Origin of the sequence: Pseudonocardia zijingensis, assembly GCF_042657305.1 — a bacterium.
GTDB classification, from domain to species: domain Bacteria; phylum Actinomycetota; class Actinomycetes; order Mycobacteriales; family Pseudonocardiaceae; genus Pseudonocardia; species Pseudonocardia zijingensis.
This window is the reverse complement of record NZ_JBHSKO010000013.1, coordinates 106,832-120,484: the sequence shown is the minus strand read 5'-3', so window position 1 is coordinate 120,484 and position 13,653 is coordinate 106,832. Positions and strand designations below refer to the sequence as shown.

Below are 13,653 nucleotides of genomic sequence, written 5' to 3'. Positions count from 1 at the left end.
CACCAGACATCTGATGAGTGAGCCCGAGAGGACGAGGATGTCCGAGAACACCGAGCGGTCCGTCGTGAAGGCGGATCCGTACACGCTCACGGCGGACGGGATCAAAGAGCCACCCACCGGGTGGCGCGACAGCGTCCGCTACCTGGGCCCCGGGCTGATCCTCAGCGCGTCGATCGTCGGTTCCGGCGAGCTGATCGCCACCACGGCGCTCGGCGCGAAGGCCGGGTTCGTGCTGCTCTGGCTGGTGATCATCAGCACGCTGGTGAAGGTCGCCGTGCAGATCGAGCTGGCCCGCTGGACGATCGCCACCGGCCAGCCCGCGCTCACCGGCTACGCCAAGGTGCCGCCGCTGATCTTCGGGATCGGCTGGGTGAACCTGCTGTGGGCGGTGCTGGCGCTGTCGAAGCTCCTGCAGCTCGGCGGGATCATCGGCGGCACGGCCGTGGCGTTCAGCATCCTGCTGCCGATCGGCGGCGACCCGCTCGCTTTCGTGTCGCTGCTGTTCTGGACCACGATCCTCGCGATCGGCAGCATCGCGCTGCTCTACTCCAACCGCTACTCGCTCATCGAGCGCGGTGCCGCGACGCTCGTCGTGGTGTTCACCGCCGTCACCGTGATCATCGCGCTCGGTCTCCCGGCCACGCCGTTCGCGTACGGGATCGGCGACCTGGGCAGCGGCCTCACCTTCCTGATCCCGGCCGGCGCGCTCGGCGCAGCGCTGGCGATGTTCGGCATCACGGGCGTCGGCGCCGACGAGATCACCTTCTACACGTACTGGTGCGTGGAGAAGGGGTACGCGCGCTGGGTCGGCCCGAACGACGGCAGCGAGGCGTGGGTCCGGCGGGCGAACGGCTGGATCCGGGTGATGTACAAGGACGCGATGATGTCCTGGGTGATCTACACCTTCGGGACGCTGGCGTTCTACCTGATGGGCGCGGCCGTGCTGCACCCGCAGGGCCTCGCCCCCGAGGGCAACGGGATGATCACCACCCTGTCGCGGATGTACACCGACACCCTCGGCGAGTGGGCGAACGTCATCTTCCTGCTCGGCGCCATCGCGGTGCTCGGCTCCACGATGTGGGCGGCCATCCCCAGCTGGGCGCGGATGTACACCAACCTGCTCGCCACGTTCGGGGTGCTCGACTGGCAGGACCCGGTCGCCCGGCTGCGCTGGATCCGGGTCTTCACGGTGGCCCTGCCCCTCCTGTGGGCCGTGCTCTACCTGACGATCCAGTCCCCGGTGATCATGGTGCAGATCGCGGGCGTGATGACCGGGATCTTCCTGATCGGCGTGGTGTGGGCGGTGTACTGGCTGCGGCGCAACGAGACCGACCCGCGCCTGCACGGCGGCCGGGCGTTCGCGGTGTGCCTCGCCGTGAGCAGCGTGGCGATCGCGCTGCTCGGCGTCTACTCCCTGCTCGACGTCATCGGGATCATCTAGGAGGCGGGCCGCGGCGGTGGCCCGCGGCGTCACCAGGAGGCTGTCTCCCCTTGAAGGGGGCGAAACGGCGGATCTCACGGCGATCAAGGGCAAATGGTCGCTCCTGAAGCCGGCCCGTAGCGCCGCTACCGCCCGGCAGCCGAGCCGGCGGGGTCGAGGTAGTGCTCGACGTCCTCCTCGGTCTGCTGCAGGTGGGCCTCCATCGCGGCTCTGGCCTGCACGGGATCGCCCGCTTCGACCGCCCGCAGGATCGCTGCGTGGCGGTCGAGGGCGTGGCTGCGGAAGTCCCGCACCGCCGAGGTCTCCCGGCGCATGGCGCGCAGCGCCGAGGAGAGCGGCTCGAACAGGGCGTCGAGGAAGACGTTGTCGGCGGCGTCGAAGAGGGCCGCGTGGAAGGCCAGGTCGGCCTCGGCAGCGGCGGCGGCGTCCTCGCGGGCGTGGCCCTCGAGCATCTGCTGGTGCAGGGCGCGCAGCCGTTCGAGGTGCGGCTCCTGCCTGCGCACGGCGGCGAGCTCGACGATCGCGACCTCGACGGCCCGGCGCGCCTCCATCAGCCTGCGCGGGAGCAGCAGCGGGTCGGCGCCGGCGCGGCTGCGGGCGAGCAGCAGCCTGCCGTCCAGCGGGGACCACAGGCTGGTGGGGTTGACGAGCGTGGAGCGGCCCTGCTGCACGTCGAGCACGCGCGTGGGGACGAGCGAGCGGATCGCCTCCCGCACCGTCAGGCGGCTCACACCGAACCGGACCGCGAGGTCGGACTCGCTCGGCAACGGTCCACCGATCGGGAACGTGCCGTCGAGCACGAGGTCGAGCAGCTGTTCGGCCACCACATCGGCTCGCCCGGGGCGCATCCGTCAACCTTAGAGGGGACGCAGCGGTCGTGACCCAGAGCACGGCGTGACCCTGCTCCCACCGTCCGGGACACTGACCGCGTGGCGGATCACGACGAGCGGCGGCTCGAGGCGCTCCGGGACCGTGCGGTCCTGGCCACCGACAGTTCGTTCACGATCACCGACCCACGGCAGCCGGACCACCCGCTGGTGTGGGTCAACCCGGCCTTCACGGCCCTCACCGGCTACCCGGCCGCGGAGGTGGTGGGGCGCAACTGCCGGTTCCTGCAGGGCCGCAACACCGACCCGGCCGCGGTGGCGCGGATCGGCGACGCGCTGCGGGAGCGCCGTTCGATCACCGAGGTGCTGCTGAACTACCGGCGGGACGGCACGGCGTTCTGGAACGAGGTCGGGATCTCGCCGGTCTTCGACGACGCGGGCGAGCTCGTCAACTTCGTCGGGGTGCAGAACGACGTCACCGAACGGGTGGTCGTCGAGCAGGAACGCCGGGCCGCGCACGCCGAGGCCGAGGAGGCCCGGGCGCAGCTGAGGATGCTGGCGGAGGCCACCACGCAGATGACCACGGCGCTCGGTGTCGTGGACGCGTGCGAGCGGCTGGCGCGCAGCCTCGTGCCGGAGCTCGCGGACATGTGCGCGGTGGACGTGATGGACACCCCGGCGCACGGGGTGCCGCGGCGGCTCGCCGTGGCCGCCCGGGACGCCGCCGACGAAGAGCAGCTGCTCGAGCTCGGCCGGCTGCGCAACTACCACGTGGGCGGCGGCAGCGACACCGGGCAGGTCCTGGCGGGCGACCAGGCGGTGCTCGTGCCCGAGCTGCCGGAGCAGGGCGCCGAACGCTACCCGGACGACTCGGCCGCGGCGGCCGTCTACGACATGCTGCGCCTGCGCTCGGTGATGGTGGTGCCGGTGCGAGCGCGGGGCCGCGTGCTCGGCGCCCTCACGCTGATCACCCAGCACCCCTACGGGCGCCGCTACACCGTCCGCGACCTGCACCTGGCCTCCGACATCGCCGGCCGCGCCGGGCTCGCGATCGACAACGCCCGCCTGTACGAGACCGAGCACGCCGCGGCCGTCACGCTGCAGCGCAGCCTGCTGCCCGAGGTGTCCGACGTCGCGGGCGTGCAGGTGGCGGCGCGCTACCTGGTGGGCGTCGACGGCAACCAGGTGGGCGGCGATTGGTACGACGTGCTCGACCTGCCCGACGGGGCGCTCGGCCTCGCCGTCGGCGACGTCGTGGGCCACGACCTGCGCGCGGCCGCCGCGATGGGGCAGTTGCGGGGCGTGCTGCGCTCCTACGCCTGGGACGGTCGCCGTCCCGGCTCCGTGCTCGACCGCTGCGACCAGCTGGTGCAGGGCCTGGACATGGCCGCGATGGCCACCGCCGTCTACGCCCGGGTCGAGGCGCCGGACCCGGACGGGAGCCGCGTGCTGTCCTACGCCAACGCTGGCCACCCGGCCCCGCTGCTGCTCGAGCCGGACGGCACGCTGGTGCGGCTGAACGAGCAGCGTTCCCCGATGATCGGTGCCGTCAGGAGCCTGGGCAGGCGCAGCAGCGGCCCCGGCCGGGCGGAGGCCGTGCGCCGCTGCCCGCCCGGCACGCTGCTGCTCCTCTACACCGACGGCCTCACCGATGTCGCGGGCGAGGACGCCGACGACCGGGCCGAACTGATCGAGCGCACGCTCGTCGGGCTGCCGCGGGGGGCCGCCGCGAAGGACGTCGTGGCCGGGGTGCTGGAGGTGTGCTGCCCCCCGCTACTGCGTGACGACGTGGCGTTGCTGGCCGTCCGGCTCGACGCTTGATCCGGAGTCTGCGCAGGTGGGAGCGCCGAACGGCGTTCACCCGCCGTTCACCGCCCCATCGCGCGTCCAAACACCACTCACGGATCACGTGACGCCGCTCGGCGTACGGACCGCCGGTACGCCGCGCCTCGCGCGCCCGGTGGGAGTTGACTCTGCGTCGGATCGTCTGTCCCCGGGGGCGGGGCGACGACCGGTCGAGGGGGACATGTTGCAGATGGTCGCGGTTTCGGAGATGACAGTCTCCGAGCCGGTGGCGGGCTCCGCCACCGGCGGTGCCGCCGTTCCCGCGTCCCGGGCCGTGGCGGTCACCGTCAGCCCGATGGAGCTGCTGCGCCCGGAGTCGCACCTGGCCGAGCTCATCGCGGGTTTCCCACAGGTCGAACTGCTCGTGGCGGCCGACGACAGCCGGGCCGACCCCGAGGACGACGACCTCGACGACCCGGGTGAGGAGTTGCGGGCGAGTGCCGCCCGCCTCGGGCTCGACGGGCTCGCGCTCCACCGGCTCGGCCTGCCCAGCCCGCTGCCGGCCGGGGCGGAGGATGACCTGGTGGCGGCGCTGAGCGAGCTCATGGGGTTCGATCCCGAGCCGGGCGTGTACTGCCTCGCTCCGGCTCCGGCGCCCGCCGATCCGGCCCGCGCCGTGGTGGAGCGCGCCGTGCAGCGGATCGCGCGGGTCTACGGCATCCCGCTGCTGCGCTACCGCTGCCTGGAGCTGGCCGTGGTGAGCGGCTCGTAGCCCGGTAGGAGCGCAAAGAAGAGGGGCAGGTTCCGCAGAACCTGCCCGGTGGGCATCGCGGGTGATCAGCTGGCCATGGCGATCCCGCGCTGCTCGAGGATCACACGGCGCTCGGCCTCCGCGAGGCCGCCCCAGACGCCGAACGGCTCGCGCGTCTGGAGTGCGAATTCACGGCACTGCTCGATCACCGGGCAGCGCCTGCAGACTTCCTTGGCTTGCGCGGTGCGTCGCGCGCGCGACGGGTTGCGTTCCCCGTCGGGGTGGAAGAAGACGCCGCTGTCCATTCCCCGGCACGCCCCGAGGCGCTGCCACTGCCACGCGTGGTCCATGGGACCGGGGAGCCTCGAAACGTCGCTCATCGTCACCTCTTGTCGTTCGTGCCCGACGTACCGGGCGACCGAGGTGCTGATTCCCAGGTCGATCGTCGACCAAACACGCCAGAGCGCGGTCCGAGCTGATGTGACTCAGCTCACACCCTGACGGCGCGACGCGCCGCAGGTCAGGTGGCGACCAGTGCCTGGTCCACGCTGTCGTGGATGTCGAAGAGAGGCACCAGGCCGGCGATCGTGAGCGGTCGCAGCACCCGGCGTGCGGTGCAGGCGAGCCTCAGTTCGACCCCGGCGTTGTGGGCCGCCTCGCGTACTTCGATCAGCACCGCGAGACCGCTGGTGCCGAGGAAGGTGACGCCGTCCAGGTCGAGGACGACGAGCTCCACGCCTGCATCGGGCTCGAACTGGTCGAGTACGGCGAGGCGCAGCTGGGGGGAGGTGAGCATGTCGACCTCGCCCCCGACGGTGATGACGACCTGCCCTGCGGCCGGCCGCGCGGTGGACAGGGTGATCTGGTCGTCGGCGTCTCCCCCGTGTCGGATCGACGAGGGGTCCGCCTGCAGGTTCTCACGCGTCTCGGACATCGACGCCACCGTAAGGGTCGGCGCCCTTGCATGCCACCTGGAGCGGCGGGCGACCCGGACGGGTCGGACGGAAGGACCGGTCCGGGTCGCCCGCGGGATGCGGATCGGAACGGACGATCAGCGTGACCGCGGTGTCAGCCGCGGGCCGCGGCGCCGTTGCGATCTGCGGAGTCGGAGCTGGTGTTGCCGGTGTTGCTGCTGGTGCCGGTGGTGGTGCTGCGGGTGCCGCTCTCGCCGAGCTCGGCGCCGAGGAGCTTGTGCAGCCGCGCCATCTCGTTGCGCACGCCCTCGTGCAGGGAGCCGATGCGCCGCAGCTCCTGCTCGGCCGCCTCGCGGCGCCGCTTGAGGTCCTGGTCGCTGCGGTTGAGCACCTCCTTGGCGCGGGCCTGCGCCTCGGAGAGCACCTTGTCTGCGGCGGCGCGCGCGTCGTCGGTGATGCGGCCGGCGTCGTCACGAGCGGCGGCCAACATGGCCGCGGCCTGCTGCTCCCGCTCCTGGATGGCCACGTTGCGCTGCGCGGCCTCCTGGTCGAGCTCGGCCGACCGCGCGATGAGCTTCTGCTCGACCTCGTGGCGGTGGCGCTCGGCGTCGGCGCGGGCCTGCTCCACGAGCGCGGTGGCCTCGTTGGCCGCCCGGCTGCGGACGTCGGCCGCCTCGTGCTCGGCGAGCCTGAGGATCTTCTCCGCGCGGAAGCCGAAGCTCTCCTGGGAGATCGGGCCGTCGGCCTGCTGCGCGCGGGCGGTGCGCAGCTCGCCCTCGAGAGCACGCGCGTGCTGCTCGGCCTGCTTGCGGGCGGTCTCCGCGGCGTTGACACGGTCGCGGAGATCGCGGATCTGGGCATCGACCTGGTCGCGGTCGTAACCACGACGGACGATGTCGAACGACGCGCCGGCGGGGGACGGGACGCCCCCACTGCTGTGGACGGAGTTCGGGGGGGTGCTGATCGTCACGGCGGGTAGTGTGTTCGCTCGAAGCAGTGTTCCTCCATATGGCGTCGGCGGGCGGATGCCTTCCTGCGTCCGGCGGTGTTCGGCATCACCGCAGTACACGGGCTTGCGGGGCGTGCGGTCGCCGAACTGCGGCCTGCGGACCACCACAGGTTACTGCGGAGCGTCACGATCAGTAACTCCTTGTGGTGAACCCCGGATGCCGCCCCGCATGGATCCCACCGTTCCCCGCGCCCGTCCTCTTTCATCGATGCCATGGGGCTGACGCGGCGTTCGTTCATCCGGCGGGCGGGCGCCGGGGTCCTGCTGGCGGGGAGCACCTCGATGCTGCGCGTGGCGGCGCCGCCCGCCGGTTACGGCCCCCTCGTCGACGACCCGAAGGGGCTGCTCGCGCTGCCGGAGGGCTTCACGTACGAGATCGTGAGCGAGGCCGGGGTCACGTCGCTGGAGACCGGTGAGCCCACCCCGCGCAACCACGACGGCACGGGCGCGTTCCCGGGGCCCGGCGGGGGCACCGTGCTCGTGCTCAACCACGAGATCCGCGAGGGCGCGGGCACCGACCTGGCCGTGCCGCACCTCGACGGGCTGGTCTACGACCCCGGCGCGGCGGGCGGCTGCACGGTGGTCACCGCCGACGCGGCGGGCAGGCGGGTCGGCGACCGCGTGGCGATCGCGGGCACCTCCACGAACTGCGCGGGCGGGGTGACGCCCTGGCACACCTGGCTGACCTGCGAGGAGACCGAGGCGCGGGCGGGCGAGCGCGGCTACGAGCGCGACCACGGCTACGTCTTCGAGGTCGATCCCTTCGACCGGGCCGCCCTCGTGGACCCGCGACCGGTCAAGGCGCTGGGCCGCTACTCCCACGAGGCGCTCGCCGTGGATCCGGGCACCGGGCAGATCTACCTCACCGAGGACGCGTCGGGGCCCAACGGGCTCGTCTACCGCTGGACACCCCCGGCGGGGCTGCGGGTCGGCCGGGGCGTCCTGCGCGGGCTCGGCGACACCGACGGGGTGCTGGCCGCCATGCGCTGCACCGACGAGGGCGGCGGCCACGTCGACGACCTGTCGCGCGCCGGCGCGCCCGGCACCACCTACGCCGTGGAGTGGGTGGAGGTGCCCGACCGGGACGCGCGTGAGGAGTCGGTGCGCAAGCAGTTCGACGACGGCCGGGTCACCCGCGCGCACAAGCTGGAGGGCGCCTGGTGGGGGCACGGCGGCGCGTACATCGTGTCGAGTTACTCGGGCGGTGGGAGCCCGGGCAGCCACCGCGGGCAGGTGTGGTTCTACGACCCGCAGCGCTCGACGTTCACGCTCCGGCTGCGGTTCACCGGCGAGGACGACGGCGCCGACGGCCCCGACAACATCAGCGTGTCGCCGTACGGCGGCGTGATCGTCGCCGAGGACGGCGGCGGCACCAACCACCTCGTCGCGGCCGCGGAGGACGGCACGACGTTCCAGGTCGCGCGCAGCGAACGGGGCGGCGAGTTCACCGGGCCCGTGTTCAGCGCCGACGGCCGGGTGCTCTTCGCGAACCTCCAGGTGCCGGGCACCATGTTCGCGATCACCGGGCCGTGGGGTTGACTGGGGCCGTGCCCCAGCCCGTCGACCGATCCTGCGACCGCACCCGCGCCTGGGTCACGGAGGCCATCCGGCGCGTCGAGGCCGACGCCAACCGCTCCGCCGACACCCACCTGCACGTCCTCCCCCTGCCGGCCGAATGGGGCATCGACGTGTACCTCAAGGACGAGTCGGTGCACCCCACGGGCAGCCTGAAGCACCGCCTCGCCCGGTCGCTGTTCCTCTACGCGCTGGCGAGCGGCTGGATCGTCGAGGGCACCACGGTCGTGGAGGCGAGTTCCGGTTCCACGGCGGTGTCGGAGGCGTACTTCGCGCGGCTGATCGGCGTCCCGTTCGTCACCGTGGTGCCCCGCACCACCAGCCCGGAGAAGATCGAGCTGATCGAGCGGTACGGCGGGCGCTGCCACTACGTCGACGCGGCACCGGACATGTACCAGGAGGCGGAGCGCCTCGCCGCCGAGACCGGCGGCCACTACATCGACCAGTTCACCTACGCCGAGCGGGCCACCGACTGGCGCGGCAACAACAACATCGCCGAGTCGATCTTCGAGCAGCTGGCGATGGAGCGGTTCCCGGTGCCGGAGTGGATCGTCGTCGGCGCAGGCACCGGCGGCACGTCGGCCACCATCGGGCGCTACCTGCGCTATCGCCGCCACCCCACCCGCCTCGCCGTCGTCGACCCCGAGAACTCGGCCTTCTTCCCGGGCTGGACCCTGGACACCCCCGACTACGCCACCGGCATGCCCTCGCGCATCGAGGGCATCGGCCGCCCGCGGATCGAGCCCAGCTTCGTGCCCAGCGTGATCGACCTGATGATCCCGGTGCCGGACGCCGCGAGCGTCGCCGCCGCCCGCCACCTGCGCGACGTCACCGGCCGGTGGGCGGGCGGGTCCACCGGCACCAACCTGTGGGGCGTCTGGCAGGTGGTGGCGCGGATGAAGGAGGCGGGCGTGCGCGGCAGCGTCGTCACGCTCCTCTGCGACGGCGGCGAGCGGTACCGGCACAGCTACTACGACGACGCCTGGCTGCGGCAGCAGGGGATGGATCTCGCGCCGTACACGGCCACGCTGGAGCGGTTCGTCAGCACCGGGGAGTGGAAGCCGCCCGAGCAGGTCTGAGCGCGCAGCGTCCGCCGGACCGACCGCCGTCGGACCGGTGGCGTTCACCTGTTCGTCGCAGCCGCCGGTCACGATCTCCGCCGGCCACCACCCGGTCGGGTGATACCGACCGGCCGCTCCCCGACTGGAGATCCGACATGACCGAGGCTCTGTCCCGCCGCGGGTTCCTCAGCCGCAGCGCCGCCGCCGGTGCGGGCGTCGTGCTGCTGGGCGCGAGTGACGTGCTCCTCACCACGCCCAACGCCGCCGCCGCACCCCCGCGCACCGGCTACGGTCCGCTCGTCCCCGACCCCGCCGGGCGACTCGCGCTCCCCGCGGGCTTCCGCTACTCGATCGTCAGCGAGGCCGGCGCCACCACGCTCGACACGGGGGAGCCCACGCCGAGCCACCACGACGGCGCCGGTGCCTTCCGCGGGAAGGCGGGCGGCACCACGATCGTCTACAACCACGAGATCGGCGCCCCCGTCGGCGCCGTGCCGTTCCCGGTGCCGCACCGCGAGGGCCTCACCTACGACCCGGGCAGCGCGGGCGGCTGCACGATCGTCGAGGTCGACCGGGACGGCAACCGCGTCCGCGAGTACGTCGGGGTCGCCGGCACGTCCACGAACTGCGCGGGCGGGATCACCCCGTGGAACACGTGGCTGACCTGCGAGGAGACCGAGGACCGCGCCGGGTCGGAGGGACGGACGAAGGACCACGGCTACGTGTTCGAGGTGGACCCGTTCGACCTCGACGCCAACCGCGACCCGCAGCCGATCAAGGCGCTCGGGCGGTACTCGCACGAGGCGTTGGCGGTCGACCCCCAGCGCGGCGACATCATCCTCACCGAGGACGCGTCCAACCCGAACGGCCTGCTCTACCGCTGGGAGCCGCCCCGGGGTCACCGCCCGCGCAAGGGCGCGCTGCGGCAGCTCGGCTCGGCCGACGGCGCCCTCGGCGCGATGCGGTGCACCGACGCGGCCGGCACCCACGTGGACGACCTGGCGCGCGGCACCGAGGTCGGCACCACCTACGACGTGACGTGGGTGCCCGTGCCGGACCGGGACGCGCGCACGACCTCCACCCGCAACCAGTTCGGCCCGGGCGAGGTCACCCGCGGCCGCAAGTTCGAAGGGGCCTGGTGGGGCGACGGCGGGGCGTACGTCGTCACGAGCTACGCGCGGGAGGAGAGCCCCGTGCCCCACGACGGCCAGGTGTGGTTCTACGACCCCCGACGGGCCACCCTCACCCTGAAGCTGCGCTTCGCGCCGGGCGGTGAGTTCGACGGCCCGGACAACATCACGGTGTCGCCCTGGGGCGGGCTGATCCTCGCCGAGGACGGCGAGGGCACCCAGCACCTCGTCGGCGTCACCGAGGGCGGCGAGGCGTTCGAGTTCGCCCGCAACCAGATGGCGGGCGACAGCGAGTTCGCCGGCCCCGTCTACTCCCACGACCGCAAGGTGCTGTTCGCCAGCGTCCAGACGCCGGGGATCATGTACGCGATCACCGGCCCCTGGCGCCCCCAGCACTAGCCGGCGCGAGCAGTACGTCAGCGTCGGCGCGACGGCGCCGGCGTACTGCTCGGCGGGCATTGCGGCGGCTCCGGTCGCTGCGGTGCGCCCGAGTCGTACGCCAGGGTTGGTCCGGCGGTCCGGGTGTGCTGCTCGGGCGGCTGAGGTGCCGCGAGAAGTACCTCCGGGTTGGCCCGACCGTGGTGGCGTACGGCTCGGAGTGACCAGCGTGTGTGTGTGGGCGGCGTGAGCAGTACGTCAGGGTCGGTGCGACGGCGCCGGCGTGCTGCTCGGCGGGCATGTGCGGCGGCTCGGGACGCCCACGTCGGCGCGAGCCGTACGCCAGGGTTCCTCCGGCAGCCCGGGTGTGCTGCTCGGGTGGTGGGGCGGCGCGAGAAGTACCTCCTGGTCGGCGTGGCTGCGCTGATGTACTGCTCGGTGGGCGGGCCCCCTGGGCTGGGGCGCGAGGCGTACACCAGCGTCGCTCCGACGGTCCGGGGACGCAGTCGCGGGTGGCGCGAGAAGTACCTCGTGGTCGGTGGGGCAGCGCTGGTGTGCTGCTCGGGCCGGTCACGGCCTGGGGTGGCGTGAGCAGTACGTCAGGGTCGGTGCGACGGCGCCGGCGTGCTGCTCGGCGGGCATGTGCGGCGGCTGAGGTCGCTGCGGTGCGTGCGAGTCGTACGCCAGGGTTCCTCCGGCAGCCCGGGTGTGCTGCTCGGGTAGGTGGGCGGTGCCAAAAGTACGTTGGGGTCGGCGTGGCTGCGCAGGTGTGCGGCTCGGCCGATGTAGCCGGCGATCCGGGGTGGCCGCGTGGCGCGAGTCGTACGTCGGTGTTGCTGCGGAGCCCAGGTGTGCTGCTCGGGCCGGTCACGGCCGGCGGGGCCGAGCAGTACCTCCCGGTCGGCGTCACCGCACCGGTGTGCTGCTCGGGGGCATGTCCGGCGGCTCGGGACGACCCCAGGGCGCGAGTCGCACGTTGATGTTGCTCCGGCAGCCCGGGTGTGCGGCTCGCCGGGGTCACGGTTGCGCGAGCAGTACCTCAGACCGGGTTCGATCGCACTGGTGTGCGGCTCGGAGTTATTGGCCTGGGTTGGGCGGCGCGAGCAGTACCTCAGGGCTCGGGTGGCGGCGGTGGTGTGCGGCTCGGCATGGGTGGGGCGGCGCGAGCAGTACCTCAGGGCTCGGGTGGCGGCGGTGGTGTGCGGCTCGGCATGGGTGGGGCGGCGCGAGCAGTACCTCAGGGCTCGGGTGGCGGCGGTGGTGTGCGGCTCGGCATGGGTGGGGCGGCGCGAGCAGTACTTCACGGCCCGGGTGGCCGCGGTGGTGTACGGCTCGGCGAGGTCACGGGGGCGCGAGAAGCACGCGCGGCCGGCCCTCCGGCGGGTGGGACCTGGAGCCGCTAGGCGTACACCCGGGGCGCCGCGGCACTCGCCACCGGCACCACGCGCCGCTCGAGGCGGGCCGCGGCGGCCAGGAGCGCGGCCTCGGCGCCGGGGCGGCCGACCAGCTGCACGCCGACCGGGCGGTCGCCGATGAGGACGGGGGCCACCACGGCGGGCAGGCCCGCGAGGTTCCAGGCGGGGGTGCAGGGGAGCCGCCGGGCCGCGGTGAGGAGGCTCGAGGTGTAGCCGTGCCCGAGCATGGCGCCCGCGCGCAGCGGGGGCTGGGCGGTGGCGGGGCCGAGCAGCACGTCGTAGCCACCGTCGTCCATCCACGCGAGCACGCGGTCGCGCCACGCGGTGGCGGCGTCCGGCCGGGGAGGTGCGAAGCGCTGGATGCGGCGGCCCTTGCGCACGACGGTGGCGGTGCAGCGTTCCGCGGCGGTGACGTCCAGGTCGAGCGCCTCGGCGTCCTGGGCCACGCCGGCCTGCCAGCGGCGCATCCACTGGCGGGCGAGGGTGCGGGGGTAGGGCGGGTCGGCGAAGGTGACGAGCGCGCCGCCGGGTCCGGCGCGCAGCCGGGCGGCGGCGCCGATGGCGGCGGCCCGGTGGTCGGGGTGCAGGGCCCGGGCGGGCCACGGGGTGCGCAGCGACAGCGCGATGCGGCGCGGCCCGGGCAGGTCGAGGTCGACCGGGTCGGCGGCGAGCACGCCGAGCAGGAGGGCGGCGTCCTCGGCGGTGCGCGCGATCGGCCCGGTGGCGCCGAGGCCGCACCAGTGCTCGTCGGCGCCGCGGGGGAGCGGCACGACGTGCGGGCCCGGCTTGAGCCCGACGAGGCCGCAGTACGCGGCCGGGACGCGGGCCGCGCCTCCGCCGTCGGTGGCGAGGGCGAGCACCGCCATCCGGGCGGCGACCGCCGCGGCGGCGCCCGACCCGCCGGGATCGAGCGAGAGGTCGAGGGGGTTGCGCGGGGATGCCTGTGTGGCCTGCGCGAACGCCCACACGGAGAGTTCGGGGATCCGCACCTTCCCCATGACGACGGCGCCCGCGGCGCGCAGCCGCTTCACCAGCTCGTCGTCGCGGCGCGCCGGGTCGGCCGGGGTGGCGGCCGAGCCGTGGCGGGTGGGGTAGCCGGCGACGTCGACGTCGTCGGGCACGGCGACGGGCACCCCGGCGAGGGGGAGCGCGAAACGGTCGGGGCGGGAGTCGACGCCGCCCGCTTCGGCGAGCACGCGCGTGGGGTCGTGCTCGGCGAAGGCCCCGACCTCCGGGTCGTGCTCGGCGATCCGCGCGAGGTGGGCCCGGGCGACGTCGACCGCGCTGCTGCGCCCGTCACGCACCCGCGACACGATCTCGGCCGCGGTGAGCCCGGTCAGGTCGGGGGCGTCCATTCCTCCACCATG

General features: G+C 73.7%; 11 protein-coding genes. 6 read left to right on the top strand and 5 right to left on the bottom strand.

Annotated elements, in window-relative coordinates; translation table 11 throughout:
- Positions 1 to 37 precede the first annotated feature (37 nt).
- The gene (locus ACFPL3_RS24040) at positions 38 to 1,441 is read left to right on the top strand and encodes an Nramp family divalent metal transporter (RefSeq protein WP_343945129.1); all 1,404 of its coding nucleotides are present in this window, start codon (positions 38 to 40) and stop codon (positions 1,439 to 1,441) included.
- Positions 1,442 to 1,566: 125 nt separating this feature from the next.
- Here ACFPL3_RS24040 and ACFPL3_RS24035 read toward each other — a convergent pair whose 3' ends face one another.
- Positions 1,567 to 2,289 carry a FadR/GntR family transcriptional regulator gene (locus tag ACFPL3_RS24035; protein WP_343945128.1) on the bottom strand — a complete coding sequence of 241 codons (723 nt, stop codon included), beginning with the start codon at positions 2,287 to 2,289 and terminating at the stop codon, positions 1,567 to 1,569.
- Positions 2,290 to 2,370: 81 nt separating this feature from the next.
- On the opposite strand from ACFPL3_RS24035, the gene ACFPL3_RS24030 reads away from it, so the two are divergent.
- Together ACFPL3_RS24030 and ACFPL3_RS24025 are read left to right on the top strand one after the other, a co-directional pair.
- The gene (locus tag ACFPL3_RS24030; protein ID WP_343945127.1) at positions 2,371 to 4,089 is read left to right on the top strand and encodes a SpoIIE family protein phosphatase; all 1,719 of its coding nucleotides are present in this window, start codon (positions 2,371 to 2,373) and stop codon (positions 4,087 to 4,089) included.
- 232 nt (positions 4,090 to 4,321) lie between these two features.
- Positions 4,322 to 4,825: a hypothetical protein gene (locus tag ACFPL3_RS24025; protein WP_343945126.1), complete on the top strand. Its 504-nt coding sequence runs from the start codon at positions 4,322 to 4,324 to the stop codon at positions 4,823 to 4,825.
- Between the two features lie 65 nt (positions 4,826 to 4,890).
- Here ACFPL3_RS24025 and ACFPL3_RS24020 read toward each other — a convergent pair whose 3' ends face one another.
- The 3 genes from ACFPL3_RS24020 to ACFPL3_RS24010 all read right to left on the bottom strand — a co-directional run bounded on the left by ACFPL3_RS24020 (position 4,891) and on the right by ACFPL3_RS24010 (position 6,688).
- Positions 4,891 to 5,184, bottom strand: a complete 294-nt coding sequence (locus ACFPL3_RS24020) for a WhiB family transcriptional regulator (protein WP_142105004.1) — start codon at positions 5,182 to 5,184, stop codon at positions 4,891 to 4,893.
- Positions 5,185 to 5,324: 140 nt separating this feature from the next.
- A complete protein-coding gene (locus ACFPL3_RS24015; RefSeq protein ID WP_343945125.1) occupies positions 5,325 to 5,738 on the bottom strand; it encodes an STAS domain-containing protein in 414 nt (137 codons plus the stop codon).
- 134 nt (positions 5,739 to 5,872) lie between these two features.
- Positions 5,873 to 6,688: a coiled-coil domain-containing protein gene (locus ACFPL3_RS24010; RefSeq protein WP_343945124.1), complete on the bottom strand. Its 816-nt coding sequence runs from the start codon at positions 6,686 to 6,688 to the stop codon at positions 5,873 to 5,875.
- Between the two features lie 252 nt (positions 6,689 to 6,940).
- Between ACFPL3_RS24010 and ACFPL3_RS24005 the strand changes: the two genes are divergently transcribed.
- From ACFPL3_RS24005 to ACFPL3_RS23995, 3 genes are all read left to right on the top strand, one after another.
- Positions 6,941 to 8,266 carry an alkaline phosphatase PhoX gene (locus ACFPL3_RS24005; protein WP_343945123.1) on the top strand — a complete coding sequence of 442 codons (1,326 nt, stop codon included), beginning with the start codon at positions 6,941 to 6,943 and terminating at the stop codon, positions 8,264 to 8,266.
- 8 nt (positions 8,267 to 8,274) lie between these two features.
- Entirely contained in the window at positions 8,275 to 9,381 is a 1,107-nt protein-coding gene (gene cds1 / locus ACFPL3_RS24000; protein ID WP_343945122.1) for an L-cysteine desulfhydrase Cds1, read from the top strand.
- Positions 9,382 to 9,518: 137 nt separating this feature from the next.
- Entirely contained in the window at positions 9,519 to 10,892 is a 1,374-nt protein-coding gene (locus ACFPL3_RS23995; protein ID WP_343945121.1) for an alkaline phosphatase PhoX, read from the top strand.
- A gap of 1,378 nt (positions 10,893 to 12,270) precedes the next feature.
- Here ACFPL3_RS23995 and ACFPL3_RS23990 read toward each other — a convergent pair.
- Positions 12,271 to 13,641, bottom strand: coding sequence for an amidase (locus ACFPL3_RS23990; protein WP_379589658.1), 1,371 nt, complete (start codon positions 13,639 to 13,641; stop codon positions 12,271 to 12,273).
- Positions 13,642 to 13,653 lie beyond the last annotated feature (12 nt).